Source organism: Streptomyces cinnamoneus, assembly GCF_002939475.1.
In the GTDB taxonomy this organism is placed as follows: domain Bacteria; phylum Actinomycetota; class Actinomycetes; order Streptomycetales; family Streptomycetaceae; genus Streptomyces; species Streptomyces cinnamoneus_A.
On record NZ_PKFQ01000001.1, the window covers coordinates 627,319 to 642,301 of the forward strand.

The 14,983-nt window shown below is 74.0% G+C and carries 16 protein-coding genes and 1 riboswitch; of the genes, 7 read left to right on the plus strand and 9 right to left on the minus strand.

What is annotated here, in order from left to right:
- Window positions 1–48 precede the first annotated feature (48 nt).
- Complete coding sequence (locus tag CYQ11_RS02965) at window positions 49–708, plus strand: hypothetical protein (RefSeq protein WP_146104638.1); 660 nt, start codon at window positions 49–51, stop codon at window positions 706–708.
- Window positions 709–719: 11 nt separating this feature from the next.
- Here CYQ11_RS02965 and CYQ11_RS02970 read toward each other — a convergent pair whose 3' ends face one another.
- Window positions 720–1,136: a YchJ family protein gene (locus CYQ11_RS02970; protein WP_099198946.1), complete on the minus strand. Its 417-nt coding sequence runs from the start codon at window positions 1,134–1,136 to the stop codon at window positions 720–722.
- Between the two features lie 242 nt (window positions 1,137–1,378).
- Between CYQ11_RS02970 and CYQ11_RS02975 the strand changes: the two genes are divergently transcribed.
- Together CYQ11_RS02975 and CYQ11_RS02980 are read left to right on the plus strand one after the other, a co-directional pair.
- Window positions 1,379–1,897: a hypothetical protein gene (locus CYQ11_RS02975; RefSeq protein ID WP_099198947.1), complete on the plus strand. Its 519-nt coding sequence runs from the start codon at window positions 1,379–1,381 to the stop codon at window positions 1,895–1,897.
- Between the two features lie 58 nt (window positions 1,898–1,955).
- Window positions 1,956–2,972: a TolB-like translocation protein gene (locus tag CYQ11_RS02980; RefSeq protein WP_099198948.1), complete on the plus strand. Its 1,017-nt coding sequence runs from the start codon at window positions 1,956–1,958 to the stop codon at window positions 2,970–2,972.
- 6 nt (window positions 2,973–2,978) lie between these two features.
- On the opposite strand, the gene CYQ11_RS02985 is transcribed toward CYQ11_RS02980, so the two are convergent.
- On the minus strand, window positions 2,979–5,123 hold the full coding sequence (locus tag CYQ11_RS02985; RefSeq protein WP_240003363.1) for a type 1 glutamine amidotransferase family protein: 2,145 nt from the start codon (window positions 5,121–5,123) through the stop codon (window positions 2,979–2,981).
- A gap of 192 nt (window positions 5,124–5,315) precedes the next feature.
- Between CYQ11_RS02985 and CYQ11_RS02990 the strand changes: the two genes are divergently transcribed.
- Entirely contained in the window at window positions 5,316–5,846 is a 531-nt protein-coding gene (locus CYQ11_RS02990) for a MarR family winged helix-turn-helix transcriptional regulator (RefSeq protein WP_099198949.1), read from the plus strand.
- A 95-nt stretch (window positions 5,847–5,941) separates the two neighbouring features.
- On the opposite strand, the gene CYQ11_RS02995 is transcribed toward CYQ11_RS02990, so the two are convergent.
- Window positions 5,942–6,925, minus strand: coding sequence for an ArsR/SmtB family transcription factor (locus CYQ11_RS02995; protein ID WP_099198950.1), 984 nt, complete (start codon window positions 6,923–6,925; stop codon window positions 5,942–5,944).
- A 96-nt stretch (window positions 6,926–7,021) separates the two neighbouring features.
- On the opposite strand from CYQ11_RS02995, the gene CYQ11_RS03000 reads away from it, so the two are divergent.
- Together CYQ11_RS03000 and CYQ11_RS03005 are read left to right on the plus strand one after the other, a co-directional pair.
- Window positions 7,022–8,284, plus strand: a complete 1,263-nt coding sequence (locus CYQ11_RS03000; protein ID WP_099198951.1) for an MFS transporter — start codon at window positions 7,022–7,024, stop codon at window positions 8,282–8,284.
- Window positions 8,285–8,412: 128 nt separating this feature from the next.
- Window positions 8,413–9,036: a DsbA family protein gene (locus CYQ11_RS03005; RefSeq protein WP_099198952.1), complete on the plus strand. Its 624-nt coding sequence runs from the start codon at window positions 8,413–8,415 to the stop codon at window positions 9,034–9,036.
- A gap of 59 nt (window positions 9,037–9,095) precedes the next feature.
- On the opposite strand, the gene CYQ11_RS03010 is transcribed toward CYQ11_RS03005, so the two are convergent.
- Window positions 9,096–10,004 carry an alpha/beta fold hydrolase gene (locus CYQ11_RS03010; protein WP_099199048.1) on the minus strand — a complete coding sequence of 303 codons (909 nt, stop codon included), beginning with the start codon at window positions 10,002–10,004 and terminating at the stop codon, window positions 9,096–9,098.
- A 135-nt stretch (window positions 10,005–10,139) separates the two neighbouring features.
- Here CYQ11_RS03010 and CYQ11_RS03015 point away from each other — a divergent pair, with 135 nt between their 5' ends.
- Window positions 10,140–10,754, plus strand: coding sequence for a TetR/AcrR family transcriptional regulator (locus CYQ11_RS03015; RefSeq protein ID WP_099198953.1), 615 nt, complete (start codon window positions 10,140–10,142; stop codon window positions 10,752–10,754).
- A gap of 63 nt (window positions 10,755–10,817) precedes the next feature.
- On the opposite strand, the gene CYQ11_RS03020 is transcribed toward CYQ11_RS03015, so the two are convergent.
- The 5 genes from CYQ11_RS03020 to CYQ11_RS03040 form a co-directional block, all read right to left on the minus strand.
- On the minus strand, window positions 10,818–11,291 hold the full coding sequence (locus CYQ11_RS03020) for a C40 family peptidase (RefSeq protein WP_099198954.1): 474 nt from the start codon (window positions 11,289–11,291) through the stop codon (window positions 10,818–10,820).
- A gap of 4 nt (window positions 11,292–11,295) precedes the next feature.
- Window positions 11,296–11,446, minus strand: a riboswitch (cyclic di-AMP (ydaO/yuaA leader).
- Between the two features lie 245 nt (window positions 11,447–11,691).
- Window positions 11,692–12,642, minus strand: coding sequence for an endo alpha-1,4 polygalactosaminidase (locus tag CYQ11_RS03025; protein WP_398779753.1), 951 nt, complete (start codon window positions 12,640–12,642; stop codon window positions 11,692–11,694).
- Window positions 12,639–13,337 (minus strand): spherulation-specific family 4 protein, encoded by a 699-nt coding sequence (locus tag CYQ11_RS03030; protein WP_099198955.1) that lies wholly within the window; start codon window positions 13,335–13,337, stop codon window positions 12,639–12,641. Before CYQ11_RS03030 ends, CYQ11_RS03025 begins: the two co-directional genes overlap by 4 nt.
- A complete protein-coding gene (locus tag CYQ11_RS03035) occupies window positions 13,334–14,233 on the minus strand; it encodes an NAD-dependent epimerase/dehydratase family protein (protein ID WP_099198956.1) in 900 nt (299 codons plus the stop codon). The genes CYQ11_RS03030 and CYQ11_RS03035 overlap by 4 nt, the downstream gene beginning before the upstream one ends.
- Window positions 14,234–14,242: 9 nt before the next feature.
- The gene (locus tag CYQ11_RS03040) at window positions 14,243–14,956 is read right to left on the minus strand and encodes a sugar phosphate nucleotidyltransferase (RefSeq protein WP_099198957.1); all 714 of its coding nucleotides are present in this window, start codon (window positions 14,954–14,956) and stop codon (window positions 14,243–14,245) included.
- Between the last annotated feature and the right edge of the window lie 27 nt (window positions 14,957–14,983).

The window sequence follows — 14,983 nt, forward strand, 5'->3', positions numbered from 1 at the left end:
GTGTCTCCCCAGGGGCAGGGCGGCGCCCTGACGTGGGGGCCGATCTCCTTGAGCGATGCCGGGACCGGACTCGAGCGCCGCACGATCGTCTTCCCCTGGAACTCGCCGGGGCTCGGCGCGGCGAACACGGGGGACGTCGACCGCGCCGTGGCGGCCTTCCAGGCGTACGTGCGCCTCGCGCTGTGCTGTTCCCCGGGCCAGCGGGCACCGGCGTGCGAACGCGCCCACTACCTCAGGGAACGCCTGACGAGCGGGCGCGCACCGGACCTGGAGCCGGCCGGGCGGCGGCTGGTGGAGCGGCTGGGGGCGCTGCTCGACACCCTGTCCCCCGCCCCGCCGCCCGGCTGCGTCCTGCGCCTGCTCCTGCACCGCTACGTGCGGGAGGCCCGGCGGGTCGAGCACGGCCCGGCCGCCCGCGACCTGGCGGCGCCCCTCGCCCGCCTGGCGCGGGCCGAGTTCACGGTCGTGCGGGTCGTGCTCGCCGGGGCGGGGGCGTGGGAGGAGCTCGGCGGCCTCAGCGCCGCGCTGCGCACCCGCCCGTTCTGGGACGTCCGCCGGCTGGCCGCGGCGACGCTGCTGCGGCTGGCCCCCGACGGGTACAGCCTCAACGCCCTCGCCCCGGCAGGGGCCGGGGCGCCGGACGACAGGATCAGGGCGATGGTCGAGGCGTCCAGCCGCGAGCTGGCCCTCCTGGGCGCGCTCGGCTGACGACGCCGCGCTCAGCCTGCGGCGTCCAGGTACACCCAGTTCCCGTCCTCGCGCACGAAACGGCTGCGTTCGGCTTGGGAGTCGGCGTGGCCGTGGACGACGCAGTGGGCGCGGAACTCGACCGTCCCCTCGGTGTGGAAGGCGCTGCCGCCGGTCGTGGCGAGGATGTCGAGGCCGGTCCACCGGACGTCCTCGTCGAGGTCCAGGGCGGGCGGCCGCGTCGTCGAGTGCCAGGTGCGCAGCAGATAGGCGGTGTCCCGGACGGCGAAGGCGCTGTAGCGCGAGCGCATCAGGCGCTCCGCCGTCGGGGCGGCGGCCCGCCCGCTGTGGAAGCTGCCGCAGCAGTCCCCGTAGGTCGCGGCGCGCCCGCAGGGGCAGGGCGAGGTGGTGGTGATCGCCGGCTCCCGGCGTGCGTTTCTTCTGGACACGCCTCGATTGTGCCCGCTGCCGGTCCGGGGCGGCCGCCCGGGTGAGCGCCGTGCGCGAACCCTTTCGGCTGCACGGCCGCCCGGGGCTGAAATCCGCTGCCCTCCGGTGCGAAAGCACAGCTCAGGGGGGTCGTCCCGGCCCGCGCCCCACTCCGCGGCCGCTCGGGTGAGCGGTTGCGCCCCCGGGTGGGTCAGCGGACGGTGGTCGCATCCCACAGGCGTTTCGAAGGGAGTTCTCCCGCATGCGCGTCACCAAGTTCACCACCGCCGCCGCGGCCGCCGTGTGCGGCTCGCTCGCCCTGGGCATAGCCGGGCCCGCCCTCGCCGACGGTCTGGCGTCCGAGCCCGCCGTCGTGGAGTCCGCGCCGGGTTCCGCCGCGGACCGGCTCGATCCCATCGGCGGTCTGGGGGACACCCTCTCGCTGGGTTCCAGGATCGGTACGGAGGCCCGTTCGCGCACCGTCGACCTCCAGCGCCTCCAGGAACTGCGCCAGCGGCTGCGGGAGTCGGCCGACCGGCTGCACACGGCCGTGCGGGCCCAGACCCCGGCCAGGGCCGCCGACCCGGTGTCGGACGTCAAGGGACAGCTGGACAAGCTGGTCAAGGACGTCACCGATCTCCTCGCGGCCGTCCAGGCCAAGGACGTCGCCAAGGTCACGACGCTCGTCAACACCGTCGTCGCGGACCTCCAGGCCCTCCTCACCTCGGTGCCGAAGCTCCTGACGAACGCGGCACCGCTGCCGGTCCCGTTGCCGCTCTAGGGACCCCACCCGGTCGCGCCCCTGTCGCGCGGCGGCCGGCTCCGCTACGGTCGGCCCGGTGCGCAGTCGTCTGTTCGTCGCAGCGTTCACCGCCGTCGCCCTGCTGACCGCGTGCGGCGGTGGCGGCACGGACCCCGGGCCGGACGCGGAGTCCCCGCACGCCGCACGCGCCGACGGAGCCGAGCTGCTGTTCCGCGGGGGCGGGCGGGCCAGTGCCCAGAACCCGGCGTTCTCGCCCGACGGCGCGTCCGTGGTGTTCACCCTCTTCCGGGAGGGCTACAACGAGGGCGCCGCCGCCCTGCGCGTCCTGCCGCTCGGTGCGCGCGGCACGGCGCGCGCGAAGCCCACGACCCTCCTCGACGAGGCCGACCGGGCCGCGGTGAACCTGCCGGGTTCCAGCTGGAGTCCGTCCGGTGAGGTGGCCTTCGCCTCGGACCGGGCCGGCCGGGACGAGGTCTGGGTGCTCAGGCCCGGCGGGGAACCCGCCCGGGTCACCGCGCACGAGGGGGCGTCGGGCTATCTGGAGCCCAGCTTCTCGCCGGACGGCGCGTGGATCGTCTTCCAGGAGAGCGTCGAGCGGGAGGGCTCCGGCGACCACGCCGGCAGCGGCTCGCTGTGGAAGGTGCGCCGCGACGGCACTGGAGCGGTCCGGCTGCTGGACGGGCCCGCCACCCGCAGCGACAACCGCCAGCCCAACTGGTCGCCCAAGGGGGACAAGCTGGTCTTCCAGCGGCGCGAGGGCGACGGCGACTGGGCGCTGTACACCGTGAACGCCGACGGTTCGGGGCTGCGCCGGCTCACGCGGGGCCGGGGCGAGCACACCGATCCCAGTTGGTCGCCCGACGGCCGGTGGGTGGTGTTCTCCTCCACCGAGGGCGGCCTGGACCTGCCGCAGATCTTCGTCACGCCCGCGGACGGCGGGGGCCGCCCGGTCCGGGTGACCAGGGACGACGGCCGCTACGACGGGGCCCCGAGCTGGTCGCCGGACGGGCGGTGGATCGCCTTCGAGTCCCACGCCGGGGACGAGGACCGGCCGTCCTCGCTGTGGCGGATCCCCGCCCCCGGCACCGGGTGAGACCGTTCAGCCCGTGGTGACCGTCAGCAGGGAGTACTGCGCCACCGTCAGCGTGACGTCCACCGTCGTGCCGGTGGCCGTGAAGGGCACCGGCTGCGGCGCGGGCGACGCTGTGTCCGGCGAGCTGACGGTCGCGGACAGCACCCGCCTGCCCTCCGGCAGGGTCAGCGCGACCGTGCAGGTGGCCGGTGTCGTGCGGAACGCCGCCGGGGTGTCCCCGAAGCACGTGAAGTTGACCAGCTGGACGACGGTGTCGTCGCCCCGGCGGCTCAGCTCCAGGTGGATGCGGCTGTCCCCGGTCAGGGTCACGGCCGGCGGCGCGGCGGCGCGGACCGGGGCGAGGATCCGGTCGGCTGCCGCGCTGTCGGTCTTCGCCAGGTAGCTGTGGCCGGGCCGGTCCTTGACGTACCAGCACACGCCGGAGCCGAATCGGTTCTGCAGAGTGGCCGGCAGGGGGTCGCCCTTGCGGAAGCCGAGCACGTCGGCGAGGGCGTACTCCCCGCGGGCCGTGCCCAGCTCGTCCAGTGCGGTGGGGGCGGGGCCGGTGACGACGACGGTGCCGCCGCCGGCCACGAAGCCGCGCAGCACCGCGGCCTCGGCGTCCGAGACCGCCTGGAGGTTCGGCAGCATCAGCACCTTCAGGCCCGCCAGGTCCTCGGCGGCCAGGAAGGGGCTGGTGACGGTGGTGAAGGGGACGTGCGCGTACACCAGGGCCTTCACCGTGCCGCGGAACTCGCCCAGCCACGCCTGCCGGGTGCAGCTCTCCTCCGCGCTGCCCGAGCTCCACCAGTCCTTGACCCCGGACGGCGCCTTGGTGTTGGCGTACATGCCCGTGCCGGCGGTGGGGCTGACGAAGTCGCGGGAGGCCGAGGAGTGGTAGACACCGACCTCGGCGACGCGCGTGGCGTCGAAGAGCTTGTCCTGGTTGGCCGCGACGAAGGCGTACATCCGGGTGCGCATCGCCTTGTCGGTGGTCTCGTTCTTGAACGGGCTCTTGACCTCGTACGGGTTGCAGCCCGCGGCCAGCAGCTCGGCCATGACCAAGGACGCGTCGTCGGCCTTCCAGCCGTAGGAGAACGCCCAGGCCGGCTTGGTGCCGCTGGCGGCCCGCGCGTACTTGTACATCGAGATCAGGCAGGTCCAGTCGGTGGCGGTGGCGTGGCGCATCCCGTCGTAGTTGGCGAGGACGTCCACCTCCCACATCTGGCTGACTCCCTCGGCCTTGCGCAGGTAGGCGCCGTCCAGGCCGACGAGCGTGGCGTACTGGTAGTCCATGCTCACGGTCTCCACGAAGGTGACCAGTTCGGGGTTGACCGAGCGGCCGGCGGCGGCGATGTCGAGCTGCCACTGGAGCAGGTCGCGGTGCCGCCATTCGACGTAGCGGCGGAAGGGGAGGGCGGAGAAGTCGGCCTTGGCCGGCAGGGCGAGGCCGGTGTCCGCCTTGAACGCGTCCGCCGCCCAGGACGAGGCGTCGCACCAGGTCAGCGCCCCGTCGAAGTAGATGGGGACGTCCGGCCAGACGGCGTCGAGGCCGGTGCCGGCGAGGGCCTTGATCCGGCCCAGGTAGAAGTCCCGCCAGGGCGAGTTGGGGCTGACCCAGCAGCTCTCGTCGCCGGGGTCCACCCAGACCACCAGGCTGCCGTAGAAGACGTTGGGCTTGCCGTCGAGCGAACGCTGCACCCATGCCTTGCCGCCGCCGTCCTTGTAGAAGGACCGGCCCTTCTCCCCGCCGACGCTGATCACTTCGAGCGACGGGTAGTACATGACGACCCGGATGCCGGCGGTGTGCGCCAGCGTCACGAAGCTCCGCACCTTGTCCAGGTGCTGGGTGAACTCCTCCCCGGTCAGCCAGTTCGACAGGATCGTGTCGAGCTCGATGACGCTGACGTTCTGTGCCTTGAGGGCGTCGACCACCGGCTTCATGTCCCTGGCCGGGTCCGCGTCCTCGTCGAAGGTGCCGTCCGCCAGCCGGGCGAACCTGCTCCACTCCGGGAAGAGTCCCGCCCGCGCCGCCGGCGCGGCCCAGGCCGCCCGGTCCAGCGGCAGGGGCGTCGACGCCCGGGCCGCCGCCGGCGCTCCCGCCCAGGCGACGGCGCCGCCCACCCCCAGTCCCGCGCGTAACAGCCCTCTTCGGCTCAGTCTTCGGCTCACGTCCACGACTTCCCCCTCCCGCGTGACGGCCGTCACGCACATCGACACTGCTGAAGGGAATCTGGCGGGGGGACGGCTTTTCGGCAAGACCGCGTGCGTACCGTGTGCGACCGGGGCGGTGCTTCTCCTCGTAGGCTCCGGTGTGGTGCGTGGGCGCCATGAGGTGCGGTCGGACGCGGTGAGAGGGGCCAGGTGGCACACGAAACGGACGCCGGAGGAGGCGACGGAACGGCCGGCGGAGCGGGGATCGCGACGGCCGAGCAGGCGGCGAACGACGGCCTCGTACTGGCCTTCGGGCGGCTCCAGGGGGCCGCGAACCGGCTGGAGTACATCCTCGGCCGGGCCATCGAGGAGGAGTGCGGCATCAGCCACCTGATGTTCGAGGTACTGCTGATCCTGGGCCGTGCCGGCGAGGCCGGCCTTCCGATGCGGTCCATCGCGCAGGAGCGCGTCCTGAGCACCGGCGGGGTGACCCGGCTGGTGGACCGGATGGAGGCGGCCGGGCTGGTGGTGCGGGACACCGATCCGGACGACCGGCGGGGCCGGCTGGTGCGGCTGACCGCCGTGGGCGAGGAGACGGTGGTGCGCGCCGCCCGGGTCCACCGGGAGAACATCCGGCGCTTCTTCCTGGAGCCGCTGCCGCCGGAGCACCGCGAGCGCTTCGCCGAGGACCTGCGGACCCTCAGCCACGCGGCGCGGGACGCGCTGCCCCGGCTGCGGTGAGGCCGCCGAGGGCCGTGACCGGCCCCTGAGCGTGCCTTCGGCGGGGGCGGGCGTCGCTGCCGAAGGCGGTCACCCCTGCGCGGGCCCGGCAGGTGTCACCGGCGGTCCGCGGCGGCCAGCAGGACCTCGGCGGCCTCGGTACGGGTGTAGAGCACGTAGCGGCCGGTCCGGTGGCCGTCGACCAGGCCGGCCGCGCGGAGCGCGGTCAGGTGCTGGGAGACCCCGCCCGGCGTCATCCCGGTGCGGCGGGCCAGTTCGGCGGTGGCGGCGGGGGTGTCGAGTTCGGCCAGCAGCCGGGCCCTGCCCCGTCCGATCACCGCGGCCAGCGGCTCGGCGACCGCTGTGCGCCGCTCCCACAGCGTGGCCACGCCGCGCGGCGGGTAGCGGAGCGTGGGCTGCCAGCCGGGGGCGGTGATCGAGAAGACGCGCGGCCACGCGAACACCGACGGCACGAGCAGCAGACCGCGCCCGTCGAGCCGCCGGGCGCCCCGGACGTAGAGGTGCCGGACGCGCAAGGTGTCGCTGTCCCAGCCGACGGCGGGGTCCAGGTCGTTGAGCAGTCTGTCGGTGCCGCCCTCGGCCAGGAGCCGCGCCCGGTGGAGCACGTCGCCCTCCAGCAGCGAGCGCATCCTCGGCCAGTACGGTGCGAGCGCGACCTCCCAGTAGGCCTCGACGAGTTCGGCGAGCTCCGCGAGGCCGCGCCGCGGATCGTCGCGCAGTGCCTCGACGCGGGCGGAGCGCGGCGCCCACCGCCCGTCGAGGCCGGAGCGGACCTGCTCCACGGGGGTGGCGCGGAGCACGGCCAGTTCCACCCCGAGGTCGGCCAGCGGGGTCGTGGGAGGCGGCGCGACGAAGAGGGGGACGGTCCGGGGCGGGGCGGGGACCAGATCGGCCAGCAGGGCCCAGTCGAGCCCGGCGGCTGCCAGTCGTCGCCGCGCCTGCCCGGTCCAGGGCCGGAACAGCCCGTGCTCCTCGTGGTCGTTCTTCAGGATCCGGACGCTGGCCACGACCTCCCACAGAAGGGACAGGGCGAACCTGGTCCGCGCCAGGTCCCGGGCCGTGAACTCCAGCTCCAGCACGCCTTGTCCCTCTCCTCGCCCGTCCCCGTGGTCCTGCGGATTCAGTACAGCCTAAATTCATGGCCGAGGCCCCGGGACGGCGGACAGGCTCGCGCCATGACCACGACCGAACTCGGCGCCCGCCCGACCACGACCCCCCGCCCCCTGCTCCACGATCCCGGCTACCGGCTGCTCGTCACCGCGACGGTGGTGAGCAAGCTCGGCAGCTCGGTCAGCTACCTGGCGATCCCCCTGGTCGCCGTGGTGGCTCTGCGGAGCACCGTCGGCCAGGTCGGCCTGCTGGCGACCCTGGGCACTCTGGCGGTCCTGCTGATCGGGCTGCCGTCCGGCGCCTGGGTCGACCGGATGCGCCGGCGGCCGGTGATGATCGCCGCGGACCTGACCAGAGCGGCTCTCCTGCTCTCCGTGCCGGCCGCCTGGGCGCTCGGCGCCCTGACCATCGGACAGCTGTACGCCGTCGTCCTGCTGGCGGGCGCGGCCACCGTCTTCCACGACGTGGCGGCGCAGAGCCATCTGCCGCAGCTGGTCGGCCGCGACCGGATCGCCCAGGCCAACTCCCTGCTGGTGACGGTCGACGCCGCCGCCCTGATCGGGGGCCGCAGCGCGGGCGGATTCCTCATCGCGCTGGTGTCCGCCCCCGCGGCGATCGTGATCGACGCGGCCAGCTACCTCTGGTCGGCCCTCTGCCTCGCGCGGATCCGGCGACCGGAACCGGCGCCCGAGGCGACCGGCCGCGGTCATCTGCTCGCGGACATCCGCGAGGGCGTGCGTTTCGTCTTCGGCCACCCCTCCTTGAGGGCGGTCGCCGTCGCGGGTGCCTGCACCAACCTGTCGATCCAGCTCTGCCAGACCGTCCTGCCCCTCCTGCTCGCCCGGGAACTCGCCCTGCCCGGCTTCGTCATCGGTCTCTTCTTCGCCACGGGCGGAGTCGGCGTTCTGTGCGGTTCCCTGTCGGCCCGCGTTTTGGCGCGCCGGCTCGGCGCCGGGCGGGTTCTCTGGCTGCTGGGCCTGGTCGTCACGCCGTTCGGCATGGCCCTGGCCGTGATCGACCGGGGCCCGGCGCTCTGGCTGGCCGCCGGCGGCTGGCTGGTCACCACCTTCAAGGTCGGCGTGGACAACGTCCTGGCGGTCAGCTTCCGCCAGAGCGTGACCCCTGACCGGCTGCTCGGCCGGGTGAACGCCACCATGCGCCTGGTCCTGACCGGCTCCCTCGCCGCGGGTGCGGCCCTGGCCGGCCTCCTCGGGGAGCTGCTCTCGGTCCGCGCCGCGCTGTGGGCCGGCGCCCTCAGTCTGGCGCTGACCTGGGTGCCGATCGCCTGCTCGCCCCTGCGCCGCCTGCGCGAGATACCGGGCCTGTGACCGGCTACGGCGCTCTGCGGGGGTGCGCTCGCCCACACCGCACCCCCCGGAATACCTGACACATCAGATACTGTTGCTTCAGGCGAATCGCCCGCGTCCGGCGGGCTCCGCACCCTGGAGACTCCCCCATGAAGCTCGTCTACGTCTTCGACGCCTACTGCGGCTGGTCCTACGGCTTCTCGCCGGTGCTGGCCGAGGTCACCCGCCGCCACCCGGAGCTCGCGGTGGAGGTCGTCTCGGGCGGGCTCTTCACCGGGGCCCGGAGGGTGCCGATCCGCGAATTCGGCTACGTCCAGGGCGCCAACGCCAAGATCAGCGAACTGACGGGGGTGACGTTCGGGCAGCCCTACGACCGGCTGATCGCGGACGGCTCCTTCGTCATGGACTCCGAGGCCGCGGCGCGCGGCATGGCGGCCCTCCGCCAGGCCGCCCCGGACCGGGCCGCGGAGCTCGCCGCGGCGATGCAGGAGGCGTTCTACGCGGCCGGGCTGAGCCTCTCCGACGCGGCCACCTACCGCCGGATCGCCTCGGGCGCCGGCCTGGACGCGGACGCCGTGACCGCCGCGTTCGGCGCCCCGGCGGCGCAGACCGCCGCCCGCGCCGACTTCCGCCGCGCGGCCGGCTTCGGAGTCCAGGGCTTCCCCACCCTGCTGGCCGTCGACGGTGACCGGGCAGCGGTCCTCGCGGTCGGGCACGCCACCGCCGACCAGGTGGACCACGGCCTGGCCGCGTTCGGCGCCGCCACCCGCTGACGCCACCGCCGACCCCACGGGCGGTGCGCCGGAGGACCTCCGGCGCACACCGCCCGTCGTCAGTCCACCGCGTCCATGAAGGCGACCATGCGGGCGTTGACCTGCCCGGCATGATCGAGATTGGGCCCGTGCCCGGTGTCGGCGATGATCTCGGCGCGCGCGGTGGGGACCAGCCGTGGCAGCCGTTCCGCCTGCCGGGCCGGATGGACCAACAGGCTCCGCTCGCCGAGGAGCAGACAGAGCGGGGTGCGGATCGTCCGCAGCTCGGCCTCGGTCAGTGGGAGCGGTGAGGGGCGGCGGATGCGGAACGCCCGGAGGCTCGACCAGATCATGGCGCGCAGCTCCGGGACCACGAGGACGGGCTGGTCCAGCCACGCCGCCAGCCTCCGGCGGATCGCCACGGGCGCGACCATCCCCAGGGCGCTGACGAAGATCCAGGCGTAGAAGCGCAGGCCGGTCTTCTCCAGCCCGCCCGGGTCCAGCAGGGTGACGGACGCCAGCCGGCCGGGGGCGCGATGCGCCTGGTTCAGCGCGAGCCACCCGCCGTAGGAGTGCCCCACCAGGTGGACCCGGTCGAGGCCGAGGCCGTCGAGCACCTGCTCCAGCCACCGGGCGGCGTCCTCCGGCTCGTGGATGGGCGCGCGCTGCACGCTGCGGCCCGGGTCGCCGAGCGTGTCGACGGCGTAGACGGGCCGGCGCCCGGCGAGGGCCGCCACGTTCGGGTACCACTGGGCGGAGTTGCCGCCGGCGCCGTGCACGAGCACGACCGGCGTCCGCGCGTCGGGTCCGACGCGGGGACCGTGCAGGTACACGTGCGTGGTGCCGAAGTCGGTCTCCACGTCGACCTCCTCACGTGGCATCGGGCCGAGCCCCATGACCGCCTCGCACGCCTCGAAGTAGCGGTCGCGCAGCTCTTCGCTCACATAACGCCCGACGGAACGGTCGTCGCCCCCGCGGTCACGGGTCATGTTCTCGGACACGGTCGTGCACCTCCGCCTCGTCCTTTTGGTGATACCACCGTATCACCATGGTGATACGGCTGTATCATGGAGCGCAGCCGGCACGACCGGACTGGTGGACGGAAACGGGCGGAGGCGCGGCGGATGCCGAAACGGGTCGACCACGAACAGCGGCGCGCACAGATCGCCGAGGCGCTGCTCCGGGTTGCCGGGGAACGGGGCCTGCACGCCGTCGGGATGCGCGACGTGGCGGCGGAGGCGGGCGTCTCCCTGCGCCTGGTGCAGTACTACTTCCAGACCAAGGAGAACCTGCTGCTCTACGGGCTGCACCACCTCGCCGAGGGCCTCGGTGCGCGCGTCGGCGCCCGGGTGGCGGCCGCGGGAGGCGAGGGCGGGCCGCGGTCGGTCGTGGAGGCGGTGCTGCTGGAGTCGCTGCCGACCGACGAGGAGAGCCGCGTCTTCCATCTCGTCTACACCGCCTACGCGGTGCTCGCCGTGACGGACGAGGCGCTGGCCGCCCAGCCGTTCATCGACGGGCCGCGCGCCGCCGAGGACCTGCTGACGCGCCAGCTGGAGGCGGCCCGCGAGGAGGGCGCCGCCGTGCCCGGCCTGGACGCGCGGACCGAGGCGATCGGCCTGCTGGCCATGTCGGCCGGGCTCGGCACGAGCGTGCTGGTCGGGCAGCGCAGCGCGGAGGCCGCCACGGCCGTCCTGCGCCACCACCTGGACCGGCTGTTCGGCGGCACCCCGGCGCGATGACGGCCGCGCGACGACGAAAGCTCCCCGCCCTTCGGACGGGGAGCGGACGCGCCGGTCGCGGACCTACTTGACCCGGCCGTACCAGACGCTGTTGGACCAGATCTTCTCCAGGCGCACGGAGGTGCCCGGCTTGGGGGCGTGCCAGATCTTGTTGCTACCCGCGTAGATGCCGACGTGGTAGACGTTGCTGCCCGAGTGGAAGAACACCAGGTCGCCGACCTGGCGGGAGCCACCGGAGACATGCCGGGTGGAGTTGTACTGGCTCGCCGCGGTGCGCGGGAGGGACTTGCCGACCCTCTTGAACGAGTAGAGCGTCAGACCCGAGCAGTCGAACCGGTTCGGGCCCGCGGCGCCGTACTGGTAGGGCGAGCCCTGCTTGGAGGCCGCCGCCTTCAGAGCCTGCTCCCCCGCGGTGGCCGCGGAGGCCTCGGTGGCGAGGCCGGGGACGAGCACCGAAGCCGCGAGCGTGGCCGCGGTGATGGCCGACGCGGCGCCGGCGCGGGAAACGAGCACGGGTATGCGAGGCAACGCAGACATGCCAAAGCCCTTCGACATCCGCCTGCGAAAGGTGACCTGTCGGGTTCGGGCTGCGAAGTTGCCCGGCCATCGTGTGGCTTCACCCCAAGGACCACCGCTTTCGTGGTCCGTACCGCTTGGGTCTCCCGCTCCTGCCGATCCGTCAATTCGTTTCCGCACCCGGTGCGGCGGCAGGACTCGGCGTCCGCCCGGGTCGCCCGCCTCGGTGACGGGATCTTGTGTTCGAGCACAGATCCTGCATCATCGACCGCTCCGGATCCGCCCCGAAACGGGCTTCTGTGAACTTCTTCACTTCGCGCCCAGCGCGGGAACCGGCCCTTTCCGGAACGCCCCTGGAAGGCCGTTCTCCCAGGCGACGGAGGGGATTTCCGGCCTTGGCGGAACAACCGGAAGGCGCGATTCAGCAGGGGCGGCGCCAGGCGTCCAGATCGAGCTTCTTCTGCATGGAACTCAGCCCCAACCGCTTCGCGGTCCCACAGAACGCCCCCGGCTCCAGGTCGTATTCGACGTGGAAGACCGCTTTGTCCCCCTGGACGAACGGCGCCAGCTTCTCGCACTCCTTGTACTGGGCACACTGCTCGTTGACCGCGAAATCGAAGTCGCGGACCAGTTCCGGAATCTGGTCGAGGTCGTTCTTCAAACCGATGGCCAGGCCACGCTCATGGGCCAGTTCCACCAGCATCCGGTTGAATGCCAGCTGATGACCGGCGGTCAGGGGAAAACCGGTGTCATTGCGAAATCCCTCCGTCAGATCCGGTTCGACGGCGTCGAATCCCTTCTGCCGGCACATCTCCATGCGGCCCGCCATGAGGGGCCGCAGAACGTCGAGCCGGCGGATGTCCAGCCATTTCTCGCCGTTCCACCCCTTGTTCTTCCTGCCGCGCAGCGCCGAGGGGAACTTCGCCTGGTCGGGCCGGAAGTCCTCCCACGCCCCGGCGTTGACGTAACAGATCACTTTCCGGCCGCGGGCGTGGAGTTCGGCGACGGTGTCCGCGGAATTCTCGAAACCGTCGATGTCGTAGACGGGCACGTCGACGGACGTGTCCACCGTGCCGTCGAGCTGCCACTGCCAGCGGGTGCCCGGCCGGGGCCGCCAGCGGGCCGGGGCACCGGAGGGGGTTCCGGGCGAGGCCGAAGGGGCTCCCGGGGAGGCCGACGGGCTCCCGGGCGAAGCCGAGGGGGTGTCCGCCGTGCCGGACGCGTCCGGCGTCCCCGTCGCACCCGGCCGCGCCGTGCGCTCCGCTCCCGCCTCCGGCGCCTCGTCCCCGGGCTCCGAGGACGACGAGGAACACCCGGCCAGCAGCGCCAGTGCCACGGCCAGCGCCCCGGCCCTCCCCCACCGCCGCGTCACCGCGCCGCCCCCGGCAGCCCGGAGCCCGTGAGGGGCACGCTCCGCCAGGGGTTGGCCCCGGTCCCCGGCACCGCGCAGTGCACGCCGGCGCCCCGGCGGCCGGCGGTGCGCGCCACCTGCTCCGCCCGCCCGTCGGGCACCCCGTGGACCAGGTGGCAGAAGCGTCCCGGCGGATGGTCGGCGGTCCAGTCCGGCACCCCGGCGCGACGGTAGTCCTCCCAGGAGCCCTCGAAGGTGACGAGGAGATCGGCGATCCGGGCGTAGCCGGGATCGGGATGCGTGCCCGGGTTGAGCACGGCGGTGCGTGCGCCCAGCGCCCTGGCGACCCGCACCAGCCTGCGGTAGCGGGGCACGAGCGCGGCCTGCACCGGGACCTGGTCGAGGAAGACCCCGTCCACGCCGTACCACCTGCGGTGCCGGCGGATGTCGGCGACGACGGACCGGGGCGGGCGGCGGCCGTAACCGGTGTCGGCGTAGCCGAGCAGCCGCACCCCGGCGCCGCGCAGGCGTTCGGCCGCGGCGGAGAAGGCGGGGTCGGGGCGGTGGCCGGGCCCGTCGGCGACGTTGAGCACCACGCCGTGCAGCCGGGGCGCGGCCGCCACCAGGTCCTGCCAGGCCGCCGGGTCGGTCGCGGGGTGCACGTACAGCGGAACGAGCAGCCGCTGTCCGTCCGGTGACGCGTCGGCGGCCCTCACCGGGCGCGCTCCTCGGTCCGGTCGGGGCTCTCGGCCCACAGGTCGGCGAGGGACCGGGCGAGTTCGCGGTGCGGCGCCCAGCCCAGGGCGTCGCGGGCGAGGGCGATGTCGGCCTGCTGCCAGGGGACGGCGGCCGAGCGGGGGGATCCGTCCCCGTCCTCGGTCAGCCGACCGCGGAAGCCGGCCGCCCGGGCCAGGCCCGCGGCGAGTTCCCGGGCGGGGCGGGCCGTTCCGCTGCCGATGTTGAGGACGGGGGGAAGGGGGCCGGGCGCGGTGACGGCGAGGGCGACGGCCTCGGCCACGTCCCGGGCGTCGACGAAGTCGCGGTGCGCGGAGAGGTCGCCGACCCGGACCTCGCCGCCGGGGCCCGCCTCCCGGAGCCCGGCGGCGAGCCGGCCGGCGAGCGAGGAGAGGGGGGCGCCCGGACCGACGGGGTTGAAGACGCGCAGGACCACCGCGTCGAGCCCGGAGCCGGTGACGGCGAGGGTGCCGGCCAGCTTGGCGGCGCCGTAGAGGCCGAGGGGGCGGGCGGGGTCGCCCTCGGTGCGGGGCCGGTCGCCCGGCCCGTACTCCGCGGCGGACCCCAGGTGGACCAGGCGGGCCTGCGGTGCCGCCGCCGCGAGGGCCGCGCACAGCACCGCGGGGCCGCGGGCGTTGACTCCGGTGAGGGTCACCGCGTCACCGCCCACCGCGCCGGCGCAGTTGACGACCGCGTGGGGCGCCGCCCCGCGCAGCGCGGCGGCCAGCCGGTCGGGGTCGGCCGTGGCGAGGTCGACGGGCAGCGCGGCGCCGGGCGAGCGGCCCGCGTCGAGCACCCGCGCGCCCGGAAGGGCGCGCAGGCGCTCGGCGGCGTGCCGGCCCAGGAATCCGGTGGCGCCCAGAACGAGGATGCGCATCGGTGCCGGTCACGCTCCCTTGATCAGCAGGTCACGGCGGACGGAGAACTCCGCGTTGGCACGGTCGTAGTCGTCGGGCCGCCCGATGTCGAGCCAGTAGCCGTCGAACTCGTAGGCGTCGGGCGGTGTCCCGGCGTCCAGCAGGTCGAGCACCAGCTCGTCGAAGCCCAGCGGCAGGCCCGGGGTGTAGCGGGCGAGGGCCCCGCGGGAGACGCCGTACACCCCCATGGAGACGCGGTAGTCCATGCTGGGCTTCTCGGCGAAGCCGACGACGCGGCCGGATTCGGTGGTCAGCACGCCGAAGTCGATGCTGACCCGGCGGGCGTAGGTGGCGATGGTCAGCTGGGCCCCGGACCCGGTGTGCCGGCGCAGGACGTCGCCGAAGTCCAGGTCGGTGAGGACGTCGCCGTTCATCACCAGGAAGTGCTCGGGCAGCCGGTCGACCATGGTGAGGAGCGGGCCCATGGTGCCCAGGGGACTCTCCTCCGTGGTGTAGTCGACTCTGATGCCCCACTGGGAGCCGTCGCCGACGTAGGCACGGATGATGTGGCCGAGGTGGCCGATGGCCAGGGTGCAGCTGGTGAAACCGGTGCGGGCCAGCTGGCGCATGACGATCTCGAGGATGGCGTGCTGGTCGCCTATGGGCACCAGCGGCTTGGGCAGGGCGGTGGTGTAGGGGCGCAGCCGGACGCCCTTGCCTCCGGCCAGGATGACTACGTGCATGGGGTGCCGTTCCTCTCTGCGGTGGGT

Excerpts from the sequence above, each read along its gene's own strand:
- CYQ11_RS02975 (WP_099198947.1), top strand. The coding sequence starts at position 1,379 with ATGCGCGTCACCAAGTTCACCACCGCCGCCGCGGCCGCCGTGTGCGGC.
- CYQ11_RS03000 (WP_099198951.1), top strand. The coding sequence starts at position 7,022 with ATGACCACGACCGAACTCGGCGCCCGCCCGACCACGACCCCCCGCCCC.
- CYQ11_RS03005 (WP_099198952.1), top strand. The coding sequence starts at position 8,413 with ATGAAGCTCGTCTACGTCTTCGACGCCTACTGCGGCTGGTCCTACGGC.
- CYQ11_RS03010 (WP_099199048.1), bottom strand. The coding sequence starts at position 10,004 with ATGACCCGTGACCGCGGGGGCGACGACCGTTCCGTCGGGCGTTATGTG.
- CYQ11_RS03015 (WP_099198953.1), top strand. The coding sequence starts at position 10,140 with ATGCCGAAACGGGTCGACCACGAACAGCGGCGCGCACAGATCGCCGAG.
- CYQ11_RS03020 (WP_099198954.1), bottom strand. The coding sequence starts at position 11,291 with ATGTCTGCGTTGCCTCGCATACCCGTGCTCGTTTCCCGCGCCGGCGCC.
- CYQ11_RS03035 (WP_099198956.1), bottom strand. The coding sequence starts at position 14,233 with ATGCGCATCCTCGTTCTGGGCGCCACCGGATTCCTGGGCCGGCACGCC.
- CYQ11_RS03040 (WP_099198957.1), bottom strand. The coding sequence starts at position 14,956 with ATGCACGTAGTCATCCTGGCCGGAGGCAAGGGCGTCCGGCTGCGCCCC.